This is a genomic window from Maricaulis maris MCS10 (assembly GCF_000014745.1).
Taxonomy (GTDB): Bacteria; Pseudomonadota; Alphaproteobacteria; order Caulobacterales; family Maricaulaceae; genus Maricaulis; species Maricaulis maris_A.
In genome coordinates this window covers 2,529,066-2,546,730 of the sequence record NC_008347.1, presented here as the reverse complement: position 1 = coordinate 2,546,730, position 17,665 = coordinate 2,529,066, and the positions used below count along the sequence as shown (strand labels likewise).

The 17,665-nt window shown below is 56.7% G+C and carries 19 protein-coding genes; 12 read left to right on the top strand and 7 right to left on the bottom strand.

From position 1 onward, the window contains the following. Positions 1-64: 64 nt before the first annotated feature. The 4 genes from MMAR10_RS16930 (at position 65) to lspA (ending at position 3,141) form a co-directional block, all read left to right on the top strand. Positions 65-700: a hypothetical protein gene (locus MMAR10_RS16930; RefSeq protein ID WP_143743089.1), complete on the top strand. Its 636-nt coding sequence runs from the start codon at positions 65-67 to the stop codon at positions 698-700. Beyond that, positions 697-1,908 carry a Na+/H+ antiporter NhaA gene (gene nhaA, locus MMAR10_RS12100; RefSeq protein WP_011644273.1) on the top strand — a complete coding sequence of 404 codons (1,212 nt, stop codon included), beginning with the start codon at positions 697-699 and terminating at the stop codon, positions 1,906-1,908. The genes MMAR10_RS16930 and nhaA overlap by 4 nt, the downstream gene beginning before the upstream one ends. A gap of 209 nt (positions 1,909-2,117) precedes the next feature. After that, complete coding sequence (locus MMAR10_RS12095) at positions 2,118-2,504, top strand: DUF302 domain-containing protein (protein ID WP_011644272.1); 387 nt, start codon at positions 2,118-2,120, stop codon at positions 2,502-2,504. 73 nt (positions 2,505-2,577) lie between these two features. Next, on the top strand, positions 2,578-3,141 hold the full coding sequence (gene lspA, locus MMAR10_RS12090; protein ID WP_049755736.1) for a signal peptidase II: 564 nt from the start codon (positions 2,578-2,580) through the stop codon (positions 3,139-3,141). A gap of 4 nt (positions 3,142-3,145) precedes the next feature. Here lspA and MMAR10_RS12085 read toward each other — a convergent pair whose 3' ends face one another. Next, positions 3,146-3,592, bottom strand: a complete 447-nt coding sequence (locus MMAR10_RS12085) for a MerR family transcriptional regulator (protein WP_041636972.1) — start codon at positions 3,590-3,592, stop codon at positions 3,146-3,148. Between the two features lie 64 nt (positions 3,593-3,656). On the opposite strand from MMAR10_RS12085, the gene MMAR10_RS12080 reads away from it, so the two are divergent. Together MMAR10_RS12080 and MMAR10_RS16395 are read left to right on the top strand one after the other, a co-directional pair. Further along, a complete protein-coding gene (locus MMAR10_RS12080; RefSeq protein ID WP_011644269.1) occupies positions 3,657-4,292 on the top strand; it encodes a cation transporter in 636 nt (211 codons plus the stop codon). Then, entirely contained in the window at positions 4,292-4,846 is a 555-nt protein-coding gene (locus MMAR10_RS16395) for a PEMT/PEM2 family methyltransferase (protein WP_011644268.1), read from the top strand. Before MMAR10_RS12080 ends, MMAR10_RS16395 begins: the two co-directional genes overlap by 1 nt. A 32-nt stretch (positions 4,847-4,878) precedes the next feature. Here MMAR10_RS16395 and merB read toward each other — a convergent pair whose 3' ends face one another. From merB to MMAR10_RS12060, 4 genes are read right to left on the bottom strand one after another with little or no spacing between them, the layout of a single operon-like run. Beyond that, a complete protein-coding gene (gene merB / locus MMAR10_RS16710; protein ID WP_011644267.1) occupies positions 4,879-5,526 on the bottom strand; it encodes an alkylmercury lyase MerB in 648 nt (215 codons plus the stop codon). A 7-nt stretch (positions 5,527-5,533) separates the two neighbouring features. Then, positions 5,534-6,964: a mercury(II) reductase gene (gene merA, locus MMAR10_RS12070; protein WP_011644266.1), complete on the bottom strand. Its 1,431-nt coding sequence runs from the start codon at positions 6,962-6,964 to the stop codon at positions 5,534-5,536. 39 nt (positions 6,965-7,003) lie between these two features. Next, the gene (locus MMAR10_RS12065; protein WP_011644265.1) at positions 7,004-7,381 is read right to left on the bottom strand and encodes a cation transporter; all 378 of its coding nucleotides are present in this window, start codon (positions 7,379-7,381) and stop codon (positions 7,004-7,006) included. A gap of 10 nt (positions 7,382-7,391) precedes the next feature. Continuing rightward, on the bottom strand, positions 7,392-7,778 hold the full coding sequence (locus MMAR10_RS12060) for a mercuric transporter MerT family protein (protein ID WP_011644264.1): 387 nt from the start codon (positions 7,776-7,778) through the stop codon (positions 7,392-7,394). Positions 7,779-7,848: 70 nt separating this feature from the next. On the opposite strand from MMAR10_RS12060, the gene MMAR10_RS16705 reads away from it, so the two are divergent. Continuing rightward, positions 7,849-8,301, top strand: coding sequence for a MerR family transcriptional regulator (locus MMAR10_RS16705; protein ID WP_011644263.1), 453 nt, complete (start codon positions 7,849-7,851; stop codon positions 8,299-8,301). On the opposite strand, the gene MMAR10_RS12055 is transcribed toward MMAR10_RS16705, so the two are convergent. Then, the gene (locus MMAR10_RS12055; RefSeq protein WP_011644262.1) at positions 8,241-8,684 is read right to left on the bottom strand and encodes a MerR family transcriptional regulator; all 444 of its coding nucleotides are present in this window, start codon (positions 8,682-8,684) and stop codon (positions 8,241-8,243) included. The genes MMAR10_RS16705 and MMAR10_RS12055 overlap by 61 nt on opposite strands. A 31-nt stretch (positions 8,685-8,715) precedes the next feature. Next, positions 8,716-9,258 carry a hypothetical protein gene (locus MMAR10_RS12050; protein ID WP_011644261.1) on the bottom strand — a complete coding sequence of 181 codons (543 nt, stop codon included), beginning with the start codon at positions 9,256-9,258 and terminating at the stop codon, positions 8,716-8,718. 880 nt (positions 9,259-10,138) lie between these two features. On the opposite strand from MMAR10_RS12050, the gene MMAR10_RS17300 reads away from it, so the two are divergent. The 5 genes from MMAR10_RS17300 (at position 10,139) to MMAR10_RS12020 (ending at position 17,633) form a co-directional block, all read left to right on the top strand. Further along, complete coding sequence (locus MMAR10_RS17300; protein ID WP_011644260.1) at positions 10,139-10,468, top strand: plasmid mobilization protein; 330 nt, start codon at positions 10,139-10,141, stop codon at positions 10,466-10,468. 8 nt (positions 10,469-10,476) lie between these two features. Then, on the top strand, positions 10,477-11,388 hold the full coding sequence (locus tag MMAR10_RS12035) for a relaxase/mobilization nuclease domain-containing protein (protein WP_011644259.1): 912 nt from the start codon (positions 10,477-10,479) through the stop codon (positions 11,386-11,388). A gap of 642 nt (positions 11,389-12,030) precedes the next feature. Continuing rightward, a complete protein-coding gene (locus tag MMAR10_RS12030) occupies positions 12,031-13,317 on the top strand; it encodes a TolC family protein (RefSeq protein WP_011644258.1) in 1,287 nt (428 codons plus the stop codon). Next, positions 13,314-14,513 carry an efflux RND transporter periplasmic adaptor subunit gene (locus MMAR10_RS12025; RefSeq protein WP_011644257.1) on the top strand — a complete coding sequence of 400 codons (1,200 nt, stop codon included), beginning with the start codon at positions 13,314-13,316 and terminating at the stop codon, positions 14,511-14,513. The genes MMAR10_RS12030 and MMAR10_RS12025 overlap by 4 nt, the downstream gene beginning before the upstream one ends. Positions 14,514-14,525: 12 nt before the next feature. After that, positions 14,526-17,633, top strand: coding sequence for an efflux RND transporter permease subunit (locus MMAR10_RS12020; protein ID WP_011644256.1), 3,108 nt, complete (start codon positions 14,526-14,528; stop codon positions 17,631-17,633). Positions 17,634-17,665: the final 32 nt, after the last annotated feature.

Here is a 17,665-nt window from a genome sequence, read left to right as displayed (position 1 = left end):
TACGGGCGCCCGAGGCTGTTTGCTCGGCATTCGTAAGTCAATCCTCAACGAGGAGACTGAATTGATGAAACAACTCTTCCTCCCCATCGCACTCGTGCTCGTTCTAACTGCGTGTGCGAGTTCATCACCAAGTAATGATGACATCGGAAGCTCCCGCCTCGCGGATCCGCAATATGCCTACCAGGATGAAGGGTTGCGATGGTGGCGGCGCCACTGGGTGCAACCATATGCTTTTCTTCGGCGTGTCACGTACACCGGATCAAACTGGGTACTCCAGATAGCTCCACAGGCTCAGTCCCTGGCCACCCTGCAGTTAACAACCCAAGTCGGTGACAGGCCGGGGCCAGTTCTTGAGTTTAGGTGTCGAGATGGAGCAACATCATTCAATTTTCGAGATGTAACCGTATTCTCCCCGTTCCATTCGAACTTTGAAATGTTCATTGACGCGCAAGGTGAGCGGCGCTGGGTCACGATTGCGCGCCGAACGTCACCTCTAACACTCTCAATTGAAAACTCTGATCTCGTTGTGCGCATTTTGACGGAGCTGGAGCATGCGTCGAGCTTTACCATCGCCGTGCGTGATGCCACGCCGGTACGAGCCAGGTTTGTTGCTGATCCATCAGCTTCCACGTTTTCAGAGTTTCGATCTGCGTGCGCATCCCAGCGGCGTGGTCCGTCTGGAAACGAAGGTGATGTATGACCAAAAATTCAACGGAATGTTCACCGGCCAACCAGACTGGGCTTGAACGCGTGCTGCGGTCTCCGGCAATAGCCGGACTGGTCCTATTGGTGTCGATGCTCGTCGCCTTTTTCTGGGTGAACTCGCCATTTGCAGATAGCTATGAGGCCATCCACCATGCTCCGGCTGCAATATCGATCGGTTCGTTTGAGCTCGCAAAGCCGCTAATTTTGTGGATCAACGAAGGCCTGATGATCGTCTTCTTCTTTTTGATCGGATTGGAGATCAAGCGGGAGGTGTTCGAAGGCCAACTGTCCTCGCCAAAACAGATCGCACTGCCGGCGTTCGCCGCTCTTGGGGGGATGCTGGTTCCGGCTGCGATCTTTCTTGCGTTCAACAACGGAAGTGAGGAGTACGTGCGCGGTTGGGCCGTGCCCGCTGCCACCGATATCGTGCTCGCTCTTGCGCTGTTGGCGATGCTCGGGTCACGCGTGCCTATCGCGCTGAAAGTATTCCTAACTGCGCTAGCGATATTCGATGATTTCGGCACGTTGGTGATTATTGCGCTCGCCTATTCGGAGGGCCTGAGTTTGCCATCGCTGCTGATGGCGGCGTTGGGCACGTTGGCACTCATTGTGCTTAATCGACTACGTGTTGCAAGTCTCACAGCCTACGTCCTCGTTGGCGTATTCGTTTGGGTTTCAGTATTGGAGTCGGGCGTTCATTCGACGCTTGCCGGAGTGATTATTGCGTGGTGCATCCCGATGCGCGTCTCTGGCAGAGAGTTCCTCCATAAAATTGAGCATGATCTCAGCCCCTGGGTTGCTCTCCTAATCGTTCCGTTGTTCGCATTCTTTAACGCTGGAATCGACCTGGGCGGCGTCGACTTCGAGACATTCTTCGGCCCGTTGGGTCTCGGCATCATCCTTGGCCTTTTCGTTGGTAAACAGGTAGGTGTCATGTTGGGTGTGGGCCTCGCCGTTGTCCTCAGGATTGGCGCTAGGCCAATAGAGGTCAGCTGGGGGCACCTCTATGGTGCAGCCCTACTTTCGGGTGTGGGCTTTACGATGAGCCTGTTTGTGGCCGGGCTAGCATTTGAGCAACCTGGCGCGGTTCTGACGGTCAATCTTGCGGTAGTTGTGGGCTCTGTTTTGTCGGCGACCGGTGGGCTTGTTGTGCTCGCCAGATCATACCAGACATCCCCTTCCCTCGCGAACGCGCCTGACTAATCAATGGCCAGTCTTTTGGTCTCGCGTGCTCGAGCTCGCTAAAAGCCATCAATAGCCCATAGATTAGAGCGGATACTCGAGTGGTGCTGAAACAGATCTTGATGCTACAGCCACTAGAGACTTTACTGTCGAGACCCAGCCCAATTGAGAAAAGCCCAGAGCCGAAGTTTTGAGGCTAGGATAGTGGCCACAAGTGCACGAGGAAAGTTATGCCCTACACTCACAATCGTTTGTTCGAAAATGCTAATATGGCTGAGATTGAGGAGCGCACGCGACGTTCACTCGCTGAAGCTGGTTTTGGTGTCCTTACGGAAATTGATGTGAAAGCCACGATGAAGGCGAAAATCGATGTTGATCTTCAAGCGTATCGCATTCTCGGAGCGTGCAATCCCACAATGGCGCATAGAGCCATAGAGCTTGAGCCTCGGATTGGAGCGATGCTGCCATGCAACGTAATCCTGCGGGAGGTGGAAAACGGCATCGAGGTAAGCGCTATCGACCCGGTAGCGTCGATGCTCGCGACTGAGAATGACGACCTTACGCGTTTGGCCATCGAAGTTCGTGATTTGCTAGTTCATGCGATTGATGAAGTGTGATCAATCTAATGCAATTTGTCTGTCTGTGGCGGCAGATGCCGCGGCTGTCTGAGCATTTGTCCCGGTGAACGCTATGGCCAATTTCTTTGTGCGTGTTGATCGGTACTTAGCGAAGCAAGCTGCTTTGAGCAGTAGGTTTTCGAAGATATCTCGAGCGGTGAGCATCGCGCAACTAACGGCGATATCGGTCTTGGTCGGTATGGAGTTGATCACAAAACAGGTGCTTGAAAGTAAGCTGGCCGTTTGGGAGGGCGCGACTTCCATATTCCCCGGGTTTAGGCTTACGCTGAACCACAATCGAGGCGTAAGCTTCGGGATGCTCGATAACGGACACTGGCTGATGCCCTATCTGCTTGCAATCGTGGCTTTGATCTTGGTCGTAGCGGTCTTGATCTGGACTGCGCAGCAGAAATCGAAGTGCATTAATGTCGCCGGCATTCTGGTTGCCGCGGGCGGATTGGCAAACGCGATCGATAGGCTTGGCGATGGAGCCGTCACAGACTATTTGGATTTTGGATGGCAAGCGCTCCGCTGGCCCACATTCAATTTGGCCGACGTTCTTATCTTCATCGGCGTCGCGCTGTTACTGATCGCATGGAGGAAAGGGTCTCAGAATTTGGAAGGCGGCGAGCAGTAGTCAACTAATGCTCTTTGAGAGCCTTTGATTTGTGATCCGATAAGCACTTGGAGTGGTCAAAGAGGCTTGTGACGATTTCACAGGAGCCGACCTTGCCACCGGCGCAGCCGTCGATCATGCGCATAAGTTCGCTTTCGAGCACACGAAGCTGCTCGATGCGTTTTTGCGTTTCAACTAGATGATGCCGCGCAAGTTCGTCCGCCTTGGTACAATCTGTGCCAGGGTTCTCCTGAAGATCGATCAGGTCTCGAATGGCTTCGACGGTAAAACCCAGATCACGCGCATGTCGGATAAAGCCGAGCAGGTCCACCGAGGCTTGCCCGTAGACGCGCCGTCCGCTTTCAACCCGCCTCGGCTCTGGCATTAGGCCGACGCTCTCGTAATACCGGATCGTCGTCACTTTGACGCCTGACGTTTCTGCCGCTTGGCCGATGGTGAATTCTTTTTGCATTTTTCTCTTGCTTCTACAGTCGCTGTAGAAATTAGACTCCATCTTAAACCTAGGAGTCAAGAAAATGAGTTGTTGCCCGAGCGACCAAAAATTCGATGGATCATCGGTCGCGTACAGACGCGCCCTGTGGGCCGTCATTTTTATCAATCTTGTGATGTTCGTCGTCGAAATCTCGGCAGGCTTCGCTTCAGGTTCGCAATCGCTGAAAGCCGATGCCCTGGATTTCGCAGGCGACACGATGACCTACACCATCAGCCTTCTGGTCATTGGCTCCGCCCTTGCGGTTCGAGCCAAAGCCGCTCTCTTCAAAGGTGGCCTATTGTTCGCGATCGCGATTGCCGTGCTGAGCATGACGCTGCTCCGCGCATTCTCTGGCGAGCCGCCAGTCGCAGAGACCATGGGCATTGTCGGGTTCGCGGCACTACTCGCCAACGCTATCAGCGTGCTGATCCTTCTCAAATGGAGAGACGGTGACGCAAACGTTCGTTCGGTCTGGCTTTGCTCGCGCAATGACGCCATCGGCAATGTCGGCGTCATGATCGCCGGTGGCCTCGTCGCCCTGACAGGGTCGGCCTGGCCTGACCTCATCCTTGCATTCGTACTCGCCGGCATTTTCACCCGCTCGGCTTGGTCCATCTGCTCGCAAGCTCTCTCAGAGCTTCGTGACCACAGCTCTACCGCCAACCCAGGAGAAGCGTAATGTTCCCTCTGCTCATCGGCGTCGTTGCTTACACTCTCATAACGGCCGCACTATCGATCCCGTTTATGCTTCGAGCGCGGTCTGAGTTTCGACAACAAGGTAAATGGTCGCCGCTGACCGCCGCCTTCTCGGGCCTCATCATGCACGGGCATTTCGTCGCCACGATTGCTCTCGCGTGGCTCGATCGCGGCAGTTTGTTCGCGCCGAACCTGATCTCACTGGCGCTCGGGGGAGGGCTCTTCCTGGGTGGCGCCTACGTCATATTTCTCGGGCGTTACGCCTATGGTTCACAGGAACGCGTTTACGGCTTGCTCGAAGATGAGCTAATCCAGCACGGCATCTATCGGCGCACCCGCAATCCGCAATATGTCGGCTACAGCGGCATGTTTCTCGGTGCTGCGATCGCGGCCGGATCCGGTCTCGCTATGCTATCCGCACTGGTGTTCACGGCGATCATCCACGTGTTCATTACCTGGGTGGAGGAGCCGCACATGCGCAGAACCTTCGGTGACGCGTTTGGTAAGTATGCGCAAAAAGTTCGACGATATGTCTGATTGAGACACGATAGTCGGGTGTGCTCCAGGCACTAATATTCGACGTCGGGGTAGCGCCAAGCATTGCGTTGTTGAGCCAATGCGAAAGCTTGAGATAGTGAGACGCTGATCGCGTTGGGACGATCCAAGCTCCATTCGTCAAAAGCCGATTGATCTGCGAACATGTTTACCTGATCACAAAAGGCTCCCCGGAGATCCTTGCAACAAGATTTGGTGTCAGTTTTGGCCAGTGACATTACCGGACTATCAGGTGCAATGGCGGCAACGGAGCTGCTAGTCACCTTTATTTCTATGTCTGTATGAGAGTTCGGACACGTTGTGTGCAGCGTGGCCGCCTGCTCAATCAATGATGGCAAGAACAGTGCATCAAAAACGCACCAAGTAAAAAGTGAGCGTTCGGCGGTTTCGAACCTGTGCGCTGTGGGCGCCAAACTCAGACCGACAAAGCCAATGATGTGCCCGTCATCATCAAGCTCGATCGCGCTTGGAGGAACAAGGTTGAGAAGCCTTGAAGCCGTTTCTAAAGGCGTTCCGAGGTGTTCTGCGATAGACGCAATTGAGATCGGTTTCCCACTGGCCAGCGCTCTATAAATGTAGAGCGACGCCCTCTGAAGATCTTTCGGATTTTCACCGATGTATCCCGCTTCTAGAACAGCAGTGATTTGTGCGAGATCTGTCATAGAGAAACTACCCCGCACAGCACGAGAGCTTCGCAACGTCTTTGTCGAAGCCCTGTGCCGCAAGCTTGAAACCTTCGACCGTCGTTAGATATGGAAATATCGTGTCGCCAAGTTCTTTGGTCGTCATGCCAAACTTGAGCGCCAGAACCAAGGTTTGGATGCTATCTGCGCCCTCAGGGGCCATGATTTGTGCACCGAGTAGCTCGTCAGTTTTGCGATCCGCCACGAGCTTTATAAGCCCGCGCGTGTCGGCAGCCGCGAGGGCTCGGGGTACTTGGTCCAGCGGGGCGACTGACGTTTTGACGTCATAGCCCGCTGCCTCGGCTGCCGCGGCGGTGAAGCCCACGCCAGCAACCTGTGGATCGGAGAACACGACCCAGGGCATCGCACGATTGTCATAGGGTTTGACGGGTTGAGACGTGGCGTGTTTGGCGGCCAATTTCGCGCCGTACGCTGCCATGTAGACATATTGGTCGCGACCTGTGACATCGCCTGCCGCATATATGGAGGGATTGCTACTCCGCATGAGCAGGTCGACGGCAATGCCGCCGCGCGCGTCGGTCTCCACACCAACGTCGCCCAGGCCAAGATGTTGCGTGTTCGGGCGTCGCCCCGCTGCAATCAGAACGCTCTGGGCGACGACGACATCCGTGCCGCCAGTCGTCTCGCAGTGGAGCTGGACGCCGGAGGACGATTGCTCGATGCGTTGATAGCCAACGCCAGAGCAGACCGTGATGCCCTCAGCTTCAAATGAAGCCTGGAGTGCCGCACTAATTTCGGGCTCCGCCTCCGGTATAAGACGCGTGCGACAGCAGATCGTTACGTGCACACCGGCGCGGGCAAACATCTGCCCGAGTTCACACCCGATGACGCCACCGCCGATGACAATCATGCTCTCTGGCAGCCGATCTAGTTCGAGCGCACTGGTCGAATCTAGTGTTTGAACGTTTTCGATGCCAGGGATCGGCGGGATGCTGCTGGAAGAGCCAGTAGCAATGATGATCTTCGCAGCGCGTATTGCCCGCCCGTCGAAAGCAACACCGCCCTCTACTAGGCGGGCAGGAGCTTTCGTTTCGATGTAGTCGATATTTTCGTATTCGGGCAGCAAGGCTTCGTATTTTTTGTCACGAAGACCCGAAACAAGTGCGTCTTTTTGCGCCTGGACCGCTGGCCAGTCATCGACCCTGGATGCCACGGACACACCCGCAAACCTGCGGGCAGCAGCGCCTGAGTGCGCCGCTTCCATAGCGCGGATCAGGGCCTTCGATGGCACGCAGCCAACGTTTACGCATGTGCCGCCAATCGTTCCGTGACCGATTATCGCCACGCGCGCGCCAGCTTCGGCGGCGGTGATCGCCGCCGAGAATCCAGCGGACCCGGCGCCAACAACGGCGATGTCGTATTCGCCATTGTTCCCATCTGAGCAGCAATCTTTCATTCGTGACTTCTCCGTCTGACCAGTGATCTGGCGGCGCTTTTAGTGTTGATGTTCTGCTTCGGAATGGTCGGCATCTTCGGCGTTGGAGGCATGTGCGGGATAACCAGCATCGGTGGATGCCTGACCAACAAGCGCTGCAGTTGTCACACTCGGATCAAATCGAACAATTGCGGTCTTGGTTTCGAAGTCCACTTCAACCGAATCCACGCCTTCAACACGGCTCATCGCAGTCCGAACTGTGATCGGGCAGGTCGCACACGTCATGTTCTCGATGTCGAATGTAGCGGTTTCTGTTTGAGCAACGACTATATTCGTCTTTGCTGATGTCTCTGACGGCGCATAATTGAATGCCGACAAACCGGCTCCTGCGATACCGAGCAGGGCTACGGATAGTATTACGGTGGATGTTCGTTTCATTGTGTGTCTCCTAGTAAAAAAATGGGGCCCACCAGTCGATCGTTGCGGCGAGCAGAACGATCGCCAAGCCGACCCAGAGGGCGATTTGGGTGATGATGTTGGATTGGGGTTTTGCGCAATATGAGCCGTCTTCGCATGGTGGCTCAGACTTGAAATAGACGTGCCAAAATCCCGCGCCGATAAAGGCCAGCGTCACCACTATGAAGTAGGGCTTGTACGGATCGAGCGCGGTGAGCGACCCGATCCACGCGCCACTGACGCCGGCGAGTACCAACACCAAAGGCAAGATGCAGCAGGATGACGCCACAATGGCGCCGATAATGCCTCCCGCTGCGAGCCAGCCTCGTTTTTGACGGGGGGCTGGTGTTTGGTCGCTCGATTGTTCGATTTCGGTCATTCGTTTTCTTGCTCATTCCTAGATTTTCAACTAGGCTAATCCCTGTAGTGACTACAGACTCAAGGAGAAAATGAACACGAAAACACACGCTCGCGTGAAGGCACTTACGAGAGGCGAGCTTGCACGTCTCACCGGCTGCCACGCAGAAACCATTCGCTACTACGAAACTCAGGGCGTGCTGCCTGCGCCTCGCCGCGCAGAAAACGGATACCGACTTTACGACCGCCGCCACATCGCGGTTCTGACCTTCATCAGACAATTCCGAGATCTAGGGTTCTCGCTGAACCAATGTCGTGCGCTGCTGCGTTTGGAGCGCGACCATTCTGGCCAGTGCCAGGCGGTTGCTAGCGAGATCAACGCCCATATTGAGGTGGTCGAAGGGCGTATAGCGGAACTGAAATCAGTCGCGTCCACGCTGCGCGCGGCGGCCAGAAAGTGCTCAATTGAACCGAACGCCGGCTGTCACGTTCTGGACGCGTTACTCCAAGTCGATGCTGATAAGTCCTCCGGCGCGAAGTCGTAGAGAGCATCAACTATCGGGCATTCCGGCACGACACCGCCGTCGCACTGTGAGGCCATGTCACCAAGAACACTTTCTAGACGTTTTAGGTCCGCAATTTTCTTACGCACCGATGCCAAGTGGTCGAGAGTTATATCTCGCACCTGACCACAGCTATAGGCGTTGTTGTCGACCAAGCTGAGGAGGTTCTGGACCTCGGCGACAGCAAATCCGAGATCGCGTGCGCGCATCAAAAACTGGAGCCGTCGAACATCGTCATCCGAATAGGTTCGAAACCCATTTGCCGCACGAGCAGGTTCGGGCATGAGGCCGATGCTCTCATAGTACCGCACAGTCTCTAGATGGCAGCCCGTGAGTTTGGCGAGTTTACCGCGGGTGATGTTCATCAAGTCGTCTCGGTTTGTTGCTGCGCTCAGTCTAGGGTTTTTGACCAAACCGCTTGCGTTCCCAGTTGTCGATGGCCCGGATTGGGCCCGGGCAATAATGATCGCGGGCGCGGCGCCCGGCCAGCCGACCAATCAAAATCGGGAGAGCCCGCATCTCGCAGCCAGCCGTCGCGAAGATCGCCGCGAGCACGAACGATATCCCAAGATGCCCGTAGACATAGATGTTCAATATCGCGATCGCGTTCCAGAGCGATGATGACGCGACTTCACCGGTTGATTGCCAACCCAAATAGGCGGCCGCTGCGATGCCCAGCGCTGCAAGGAGGCGTGGCCAGAACGATAGCTTAATGCCGAAGCCAATGTTCACCGTGTAGGGAATGAGCTGCAATGCGAAGAGCGTAAATCCAATCACGGAGAGATTGGTAAGCGCGCCGACGTCGCCAAAACTCACGATCTGATAGACCCAATAAAGTGAGCCGTAACCGAAGAGCGCGCGAGCAGCACGACCGATCCACCCTGGCGGTGGAATTGTGCCAGCGTCGTCGAAACGGAAAGTCGGTTTAGCGTCTGCCATATTACCTCCGCGTCCAATCCAAAACCCAACTTTGAAGTCTGAACTCGTACTGCGGCAGGATGAATGCGGCGATGAGGAACGTTGTTCCGATCACCCACCAGATCCAAAATGATCTTGATGCTTGGCCGCGCCATATTGCATAGGACGCTGCAACGGCGAGCAATCCTGCAGATGTCCAAAAGAAGGAAGGTTGCCAACGCGCGAACCAGCCGAGTTTCGCGACCAACCCACTCGCGAATCCGAAGTGCACAAGCAATATCGGGATGACGCAACACGACGCGCCCACGAAAGCGGCGAAGCCTCCGAGCACGCCGCCACTCGAAAGCGCTCTTGAGAGCCAACTTTGATCTGTACCCGCTACTGACATGTCGCCACAATAACATCTGTAGTTACTACAGATGCAAGTCGTTCTAGGGCGCAGATCGATCACGAGTTCGAGACTTCTCGCCCCTTAGGAGGGGCGAAACGCTGGCGCTATCCCACCCTTTCCCACCCTTTGGGCCTGCGGCCTGAAGCGAGATCCAAATTGGCCTCTGCCCGGCCAATTGTGTCTCCCCCTTCTTGAAGAAGAATCCGTCTTGTGACGGCTTCTTGGCGAGAGCCTTCCTAGAGTCCCCAGATGGGGACTCGTCAGGCCCTCGTGACACATGTGCCACGGTGCTTGGGGTGAAGCATCGGTGCAACGTCACATGTGTCGGTTGTGCTATAGCTCGGCGTTTCAACCTGGAGTATATTTCTGCGGATGAGATCGACTTGGGTGAGAGCAAGCAGGATGTATACGGGCAAAAATGCTCCGTTACATGTATACCATTCGAAGCACACGAAGTGTGTCCTCAAGGCATATCCTGCTTGTCCTTCAAGTGCCAGGAGGGCTTAACGAATGCCGCCAAAGGGTCATCGAAAGTCACGCGCCGAGGTTCGATCCGAGCGGATCGACGTCTATGTCACGCCAACTGAGTTGGCGGCCATAAACGAAGCGGCGGAGACTTGCGATCAGACCCGTGCGGCCTTCGTGCGTGCATGTGCGCTCGGGGCCCGTCCCCAAGCGAAACCTGCACGCGTCACAGCGGATGCCATTCGCCAGCTGACCTCGATTGGGAACAATCTCAATCAGCTCGCAAAGCAGGCCAACGCCGGCTTCGTGGTATCCGCTCCCGCGGTACACGCAACCCTGGACGCTGTCCTGTCCGCTGTGCGCCGGCTCGGCTGAGCTTTCTTGTGATCGGAGAAGCTCAGACCGGAACCGGCTTTGGCGGCCTTGCCCGATATCTCGCCACGGGGCAGCGTGGCGATCGACCTGAGCGGGTCGAATGGGCAGAGGCGCGCAATCTGCCGACAACCGATCCGGACACCTATCCTGCGATGATGCGTGCCACGGCGCGGATGTCGCGACGGGTTCAAGATCCCGTCTTTCATTTTTCTGTCAGTTGGCCAGTCGACGAGCAGCTCGAGCCGGACGCCATGGCGGGCGTTGCAGATCGAACGCTCTCAGATCTCGGTTTGTCGGAGCATCAGTCGGTGATCGTTTGTCACAATGACACCGAACACCCGCATCTCCATGTTCTGGTCAATCGGGTGCATCCGGAAACCGGTAAGGCCTGGCCGAAGTGGCGCTACAAGACCCGCCTTGAACGCTCTCTCAAAACCCAAGAGAGGGAGTTAGGCTTACAGCAGGTGCCTGGACGGCTCTCCCGTGTGTTGAGCTTTGGGGAGCGTTTGAAGAAGCGGGCTGAAGGCGGGTTTGACGTCAACGCGCTTGTCGCCTGGGGCAAAGATAAGATCGGTGAGTTGCGCCAGTTCATTCGGCCGCACTTCGATGAGGCATCCTCATGGAATGATCTTGAAGATCGGGTTTCCGAGCGCGGGCTCGGTATCCATGGCAAGGGCCAAGGATTGATCTTCAGCGATGGGAAGGGCTTCGCCAAGCTCTCCCAAGTCGGCGGCAAGAAGCATCGTCTAGCGATGCTCGAAGCGCGCTTCGGGGACTGGAAGAGCCATGAGGCGCAGCGGAAGAAATCCGGTGGCTTCGATCGTCAAGACGCTCTTGACCGGGACGAATTGAGTGAGATCGAGCGACGGCTGCGCCGTCAGCGTGAACGCGATCGTGATGATGATGGTCGGGTCCGGTAGTTAGCGAGTATGTGCGCGTCACTCAAGAACAAGGGTCTGCAATCAACCTGCCTCTAGTGAATTGGCAGCCGCCACGATTGAGACAATGTAAAAAAATTCGAAAACCGCTTGCTTCTACAGCCGCTATAGGAAGTAAGGCTTTTCGTAGTTCAATCTGAACGAATCCATTTTGCTCACCAAATTGGGTGTTGGATAACTGAGTAGAGGCGAAATCATAGCGGCATCGACCAATATACTCTTGCCGATCGGCCTGACGCTAAAACTTGCAGCCTCACTTCTCGTGGCCTGCGCGTTTTTGTTGGCGCACATAGCTGATGCCCAGCTATGTGACGACAAGTTCGCTATCGCTTGCGTGATTGGCCAAGAGGCGAACAGCGCCGAGCAGCGGGACGAAGGTCGGGGAGAACACGAAGACCGTGGGAAAAATTGCGGCCCCTGTCACGCGTTCAAAACGCGACAAGTATCATACGAGGCAGGTTTGGCACCGAGTGGCGCGCCCTCAGCTAGACCGCAGCCAGTCGACAGTTTGCGATCTCGACCGATCGGCAGTCTCTATCGTCCCCCTCGAGCCTGATCCTTAGCAGAACATCGGTCCGCACTTGCGGGCACGCTTTAGCTGGATCCGCTTGAGGAGCATACAACATGTCATTTTTTCTAAAGGGCGCTACCGCAGCCCTGGCGCTCGCCGCATTGACCGAAGGCGCGCTGGCCTCACCTTGCGATGGACGGATTGGCGGTTCGCCACAAATTTCGCCGGGAAGGCCCCTAACACTTTTCACCGTACTTTCAGAAGTTCGCCACGCCTCGCCTGCTGTTCGCGCGGCCGGATTGGAGGCCCGCGCCCTCGGTGCAGAGGCGGACCAAGCCGGGCGGCGGCTCAACCCGACCCTATCGCTCGAACTGGAGAATTTTGCGGGCAGCAACGCGTTGTCGGGTTTTGATCAAACTGAATCAACATTCGCATTAGAACAAACGCTCCGTCTTGGAGGGAAGCGAGCGCTCGAGGAACGAGCTGCGCGGGCTCGCCAGGCGCTCGCCAGCGCGGAATGCGCGGTTATCCTGAGGGAGACTGAACTAGAGGCCGCGATCGTCTTTGCTGAGTTGGTGGCAGCCGTCCAATTACGAAACCTTGCAGAAGAAAGTGCGGATCTAGCGGATGAACTGGTGAGCATTGTGGCGCGCCGAGTCGATGCGGGCGCTGCGGCACCACCGGAGCTCTCGCGGGCGCGGGCGGACGCGACCGCTTTGCGCGCGTCTGTCGAAACGGCGCAGGCAGGTATTGATCGCCGCAGATACGCGCTTGCTCTCCTGTGGGGCAGTGCCGAGCCCACATTCTCAGCACCGATGGGAGTGAGCTTTAATTCCACCATCGCGGAAGTCGAAGCAGACGTGACACACCCTGCGCTAAATGCAGCAGATGCAGCCGTTCGTGTCCGACAGGCCGAAACCAGCTTTGCCCGAAGCGCCATCATCCCAGACATAAGCGTATCGGCAGGAATCCGGCGGTTTGAAGAGACCGGCGATGAGGCTTTCGTCGCGGGTGTTAGCCTGCCGCTCCCAATCTTCGATCGCGGGCGGGATGCTGCGCGAGCGTCGGCGATCCGGAGCGATGCCGCCACACTCAATCGAGCAGTTACCGAACAACGCTTGTTAGCCCAGCAACGGGCTGCAGCTGCGGCTCAACGCACGGCACAAAGCCGATTGCAAATCCTAAAACACGATACGCTGCCCGCGGCGACGGAGGCCTACGAGGCGGCCTCGCGTGGCTATCAGATTGGTCGTTTCGATCTCACCGCCACCCTAAATGCCCGCGCGGCCCTGTTGAGCGCCCAACTCGCTGTGATTGATGCAGAGTTTGCCTTGCAGAGCGCAGAGCTGCGTCTGCGAGCTCTGATTGGGGCAGCCCCCTTTGATGGAGATATCCGATGATTGGTAAACCGCATCTATTCGCGGTCATCGCCGCTACTTTGGCCATTACCGCTTGTGGCAATGGTGGGGACCGAGACTCGGATCGTTCCTCCGCAACGGAAGTGGATCACGATGATGGCGAACAATCTGCCCAAGTTGAGTTAAGCCCGGAGGTGGCGTCAGAGGCTGGCATTGTGACCGCGCGCGCGACACGTACTCCCCTGAGACAGTTTCTCTCTCTCCCGGCCGAGTTGAGGTTTGATGCAGATCGCGTCGCCGCAGTCTCACCGCAAGTGAGCGGGCGGATCATCCAAATTACAGCGACCGAAGGCGATCTCGTCTCTCCCAATGAATCGCTGGCAATCCTCTCCAGTCGTGAACTCGCCGACCTGAAGGCTGAGTTTCTGACAGCCGCCACTTCCGAAAACCTTGCCCAGCAAGCCCTGGCACGTGAGGAAACGCTTTTTGCAGAGCGAATTACACCCGAGGCTGACCTGCAGGCTGCCCGCGCTGCGCTCATCGCGGCCAGCGCCGCACGCGAAGGCGTTGAGAACAAGCTCATTGCTGTGGGCGTTCCTCGCAGTGAGCTCGCATCTCTCGGCGATGCGCCCGACCTAACACTCGCCCAGGCCCGCCTTCGGGCTCCCATCGGCGGTGTGGTTGCGCGCCGAACAGCAATCCTTGGCGCAGCAGTATCGGCAGAAGACGCAAGCGCCCCAGCTCTCTTCACCATTGTTGATGACAGCGTCCTATGGGCTGACATAGCGGTCTACACGCAGGACGCAGCAATCGTTGAAGCCGGCATGGCCGTCGTCCTTCGGTCAGAAACGGGGGCTCAGTTAGCAGAAGGTGTGATTTCGACCGTTTTGCCGACGATAGACGAAACCTCGCGCATGGCGACCGCCCGCATGGTTGTGGACAATTCTGACCGGCGGATGCGCCCCGGTCAGTTCGCAACGGCTGAGATTGCAACCGGGGCCGACGAGAGCCGCCTCCAAGTGCCATCGGCGGCCATCGTTGAAGTTGCGGGTCGAACGAGTCTGTTCGTTCCAACTGATGACGGATTTGCGCCGCGGACCGTGGAGCCGGGAACTGAATCCGGCAACCAGACCGTGATCCTGTCTGGCCTCGATGAAGGAGAGTTCTACGTGTCAGAGGGTGCATTCACGCTCAAAGCACATCTCGAAAGAGACTCCTTCGGTGATGATGACGACTAGGAAGTTAGAGATATGCAAAACTTAATGCACCGCCTTGCCGGCGGCCGGCTGCTAGCCGCCATCGCGGCCCTAACCCTCACCGTAGGGGGGCTGTTTGCCTTTCGTGCGCTTCCAGTTGATGCGTTTCCCGATCCTTCACCCTCGCTGGTTCAGGTGTTCACCGAAACCGAAGGGCTCTCTCCAGAAGAAGTCGAACGCTATGTAACCTTCCCAGTCGAAACCGCGATGTCCGGTCTTCCAGATGTCGAGGAAATCCGATCGGTCTCAAATTTCGGTCTCTCCATTGTAAACATCTATTTCGAGGATGGCACGGATGTGTACTTCGCACGCCAGGTCGTAGGCGAGCGATTACCAGAGGCCAGCGAAGCCATCCCAGATGGTTTCGGGACGCCCCAGCTCGGGCCCATTTCGAGCGGACTAGGCATCATCATGTACTTTCGCGTCGTCGATGAGACTGGCGCCTATGATCTGACCGAACTCCGCGAAATCACCGACTGGATGATTAAGTACCCTCTTCAATCCGTCGAAGGCGTGACCGAAGTGCTAGCGCTTGGCGGTTTCGAAAAGCAATACCAAGTTCGTCTCAATCCCGATCTTCTGATCGCCTATGATTTAGAGGTGGCAGATGTAATCGGTGCTCTAGAAAGCGCAAATCGCACGACCGGTGCGCAATTCATCGAAGTAGGCGCGGAACAATACACCGTGCGTGGTGTCGGCTTGGCACGATCGGTTTCCGACCTCGCAGAAACGCCGGTTAGCACGGTCAACGGTCGTTCGATCAGAGTGAGCGATCTTGGAGAGGTCGTTATTGGCGGTGGTACGCGCCAAGGGCTCGCGACTGCCAACGGCAATGGCGAGACGGTCGCCGGCCTCGTTCTTAAACTCTATGGTACGAACACGTCTGATGTGATTGAGCGCACACACGCGCGCTTCGATGAGATCAATGCATCCCTGCCAGAAGGCGTACGCGCCGTTCCATATTACGATCAGGGTACACTGGTTAGACGGGCGGCCTCGACCGTCACGACCGCGCTCTGGCAAGGTGCTCTACTGGTCGCAGTTGTCGTGTTTATCTTCCTCGGTGGCTGGCGACCTAGCCTAGTGGTGGTCTTGTCAATTCCATTCTCGGTTGGCTTCGCCTTCATCTCGATGAGCGTGTTGGGCATTAGCGCAAATTTAATGTCTTTGGGAGGTGTCGCCATCGCCATCGGTATGATGGTTGATGGCGCTATCGTCATTGCCGAAAATGTCGACCGAGGTTTCCGGGAACGGCGGAATGGCGAGGACGCTCGCGATGTGGTCGCCAAATCGACCGCGGAAGTTATCGCTCCGCTAATCGCAGCCGTCGCAGTCGTGATTATTGTGTTTCTGCCTCTATTTTCGCTGGAAGGTGTTGAGGGTAAGACTTTCCGGCCGCTTGCTGCGTCTGCCGCCCTTGCCATGACAGGATCGCTCCTCTACGCCGCGCTAGTCGCGCCCGCCATGGCCTTTGGCTTAATCAAGCCACCCAAACACAATACGTCTGGCGAGGGCGCAATCGCCGGCGTGGTCAAGTCTGTCGCAAGCGTGTTCGTCCGCGCACGCCTTGCTGCGGTTGCGTTAGCGCTTGGACTTTTGGTCATCGGAGGGTTGGCGGGCTCAAGATTGGGCTCGGAGTTCACACCCGCTCTCGAAGAAGGTGATATCTTACTTCGGGTCTCTATGGCTCCATCAATATCGCTCACCGAGGGGCGCGAGACATCAACACGACTTGAACGTCGATTGCTGGCGGCGTTCCCTGAGATTGACTCCATTGTTAGTCGAATTGGCCGAGGCGAGGTCGGGGCTCACGCTGACCCGGTAAACAGTATTGAGGCCTTTGTCGCTTTGAAGCCAAGGTCAGAGTGGCGACCCGGCCTCACACCGACCGACCTGCGTGCAGAAATATCCGAAGATCTGGAGTCCTTTCCGGGAATCAGAGTGAACATCGGGCAACCGATCGCGATGTCGGTTGATGAACTTCTAACCGGCACGAAAGCTCAGCTCGCGGTAAAAATTTTCGGTCCTGACATGGATGTGCTGTTGGAAGGTTCGCAGGAACTACAATCAATTCTTCAACGTGTCAGCGGGGCGAGTGATGTGCAGGCTGATCAGATCACCGGCGCGCCACAGTTAGTCGTCTCGGTCGATCGCGCGGCCTTAGGCCGATATGGTCTTTCAGTGGAGGAAGCCCTTGATACGCTGAGCGCGTCCGTCGGCGGGGCGGAAGCCGGCGTCCTCTTTGAAGGGGTTCGCCAGTTTCCAGTGGTCGTCAGATTTGACGAAAACCGGCGTGACAATGCGCAGGCGATTGGCCGACTTATCCTAGAAAGCGAGAGTGGTGCTCGGGTGCCGCTTTCAAGTGTCGCCTCGATAAGAACTGTTGTCGGTCCTCGTCAGATAACGCGCGAAAATGGGGAGCGTTTCATAACGGTGCAGCTCAATGTTCGCGGGCGCGATATCGGCTCCTTTGTTGCCGATGCGCAAGCGGCGACCTCCAGTCAGCTAGACCTTCCGCCTGGTTATCGTGTCGAATGGGGTGGCCAGTTTGAACTGCAACAACAGGCCAATGCCCGCTTCGCCGTGGTGATACCGATTACGTTGGGAATAGTTCTTCTCATCCTGTTACTCGCATTTGGGAGGCTCAAGTCAGCGATATTGATCCTGCTGAACATTCCTCTCGCGTTGACCGGTGGCGCCCTCGCTTTGTGGCTAACAGGATTACCAGTCTCGGTGCCAGCCACGGTCGGGTTTATTGCGCTTTTCGGTATCGCCCTTGGTAACGGAATGGTGCTCGTCAGCTTTATGGACGACTTCGCGCGGCAAGGCCGCGACCACAATGCGCTCGCTATTGAAGCGGCAGGACTGAGAGCAAGGCCGGTGCTGATGACAGCGCTCACGACAGCGCTTGGTTTGGCGCCATTGCTATTTGCGACTGGAGTAGGTGCTGAAGTGCAGCGCCCGCTAGCGACCGTTGTGATGGGCGGACTCGTTTCGTCAACCGTCCTTACCTTGCTCGTACTGCCAGCGCTACATCGGTGGTTCGCACCAAAACCGGGCGGGCATGTTTCGGTATTGGAGACAGAGCACGCTCGTGACTGATGACAAGGCACTGTACTCCGCGGCTGTGCATC

Excerpts from the sequence above, each read along its gene's own strand:
- MMAR10_RS16930 (WP_143743089.1), top strand. The coding sequence starts at position 65 with ATGAAACAACTCTTCCTCCCCATCGCACTCGTGCTCGTTCTAACTGCG.
- nhaA (WP_011644273.1), top strand. The coding sequence starts at position 697 with ATGACCAAAAATTCAACGGAATGTTCACCGGCCAACCAGACTGGGCTT.
- MMAR10_RS12095 (WP_011644272.1), top strand. The coding sequence starts at position 2,118 with ATGCCCTACACTCACAATCGTTTGTTCGAAAATGCTAATATGGCTGAG.
- lspA (WP_049755736.1), top strand. The coding sequence starts at position 2,578 with ATGGCCAATTTCTTTGTGCGTGTTGATCGGTACTTAGCGAAGCAAGCT.
- MMAR10_RS12085 (WP_041636972.1), bottom strand. The coding sequence starts at position 3,592 with ATGCAAAAAGAATTCACCATCGGCCAAGCGGCAGAAACGTCAGGCGTC.
- MMAR10_RS12080 (WP_011644269.1), top strand. The coding sequence starts at position 3,657 with ATGAGTTGTTGCCCGAGCGACCAAAAATTCGATGGATCATCGGTCGCG.
- MMAR10_RS16395 (WP_011644268.1), top strand. The coding sequence starts at position 4,292 with ATGTTCCCTCTGCTCATCGGCGTCGTTGCTTACACTCTCATAACGGCC.
- merB (WP_011644267.1), bottom strand. The coding sequence starts at position 5,526 with ATGACAGATCTCGCACAAATCACTGCTGTTCTAGAAGCGGGATACATC.
- merA (WP_011644266.1), bottom strand. The coding sequence starts at position 6,964 with ATGAAAGATTGCTGCTCAGATGGGAACAATGGCGAATACGACATCGCC.
- MMAR10_RS12065 (WP_011644265.1), bottom strand. The coding sequence starts at position 7,381 with ATGAAACGAACATCCACCGTAATACTATCCGTAGCCCTGCTCGGTATC.
- MMAR10_RS12060 (WP_011644264.1), bottom strand. The coding sequence starts at position 7,778 with ATGACCGAAATCGAACAATCGAGCGACCAAACACCAGCCCCCCGTCAA.
- MMAR10_RS16705 (WP_011644263.1), top strand. The coding sequence starts at position 7,849 with ATGAACACGAAAACACACGCTCGCGTGAAGGCACTTACGAGAGGCGAG.
- MMAR10_RS12055 (WP_011644262.1), bottom strand. The coding sequence starts at position 8,684 with ATGAACATCACCCGCGGTAAACTCGCCAAACTCACGGGCTGCCATCTA.
- MMAR10_RS12050 (WP_011644261.1), bottom strand. The coding sequence starts at position 9,258 with ATGGCAGACGCTAAACCGACTTTCCGTTTCGACGACGCTGGCACAATT.
- MMAR10_RS17300 (WP_011644260.1), top strand. The coding sequence starts at position 10,139 with ATGCCGCCAAAGGGTCATCGAAAGTCACGCGCCGAGGTTCGATCCGAG.
- MMAR10_RS12030 (WP_011644258.1), top strand. The coding sequence starts at position 12,031 with ATGTCATTTTTTCTAAAGGGCGCTACCGCAGCCCTGGCGCTCGCCGCA.
- MMAR10_RS12025 (WP_011644257.1), top strand. The coding sequence starts at position 13,314 with ATGATTGGTAAACCGCATCTATTCGCGGTCATCGCCGCTACTTTGGCC.
- MMAR10_RS12020 (WP_011644256.1), top strand. The coding sequence starts at position 14,526 with ATGCAAAACTTAATGCACCGCCTTGCCGGCGGCCGGCTGCTAGCCGCC.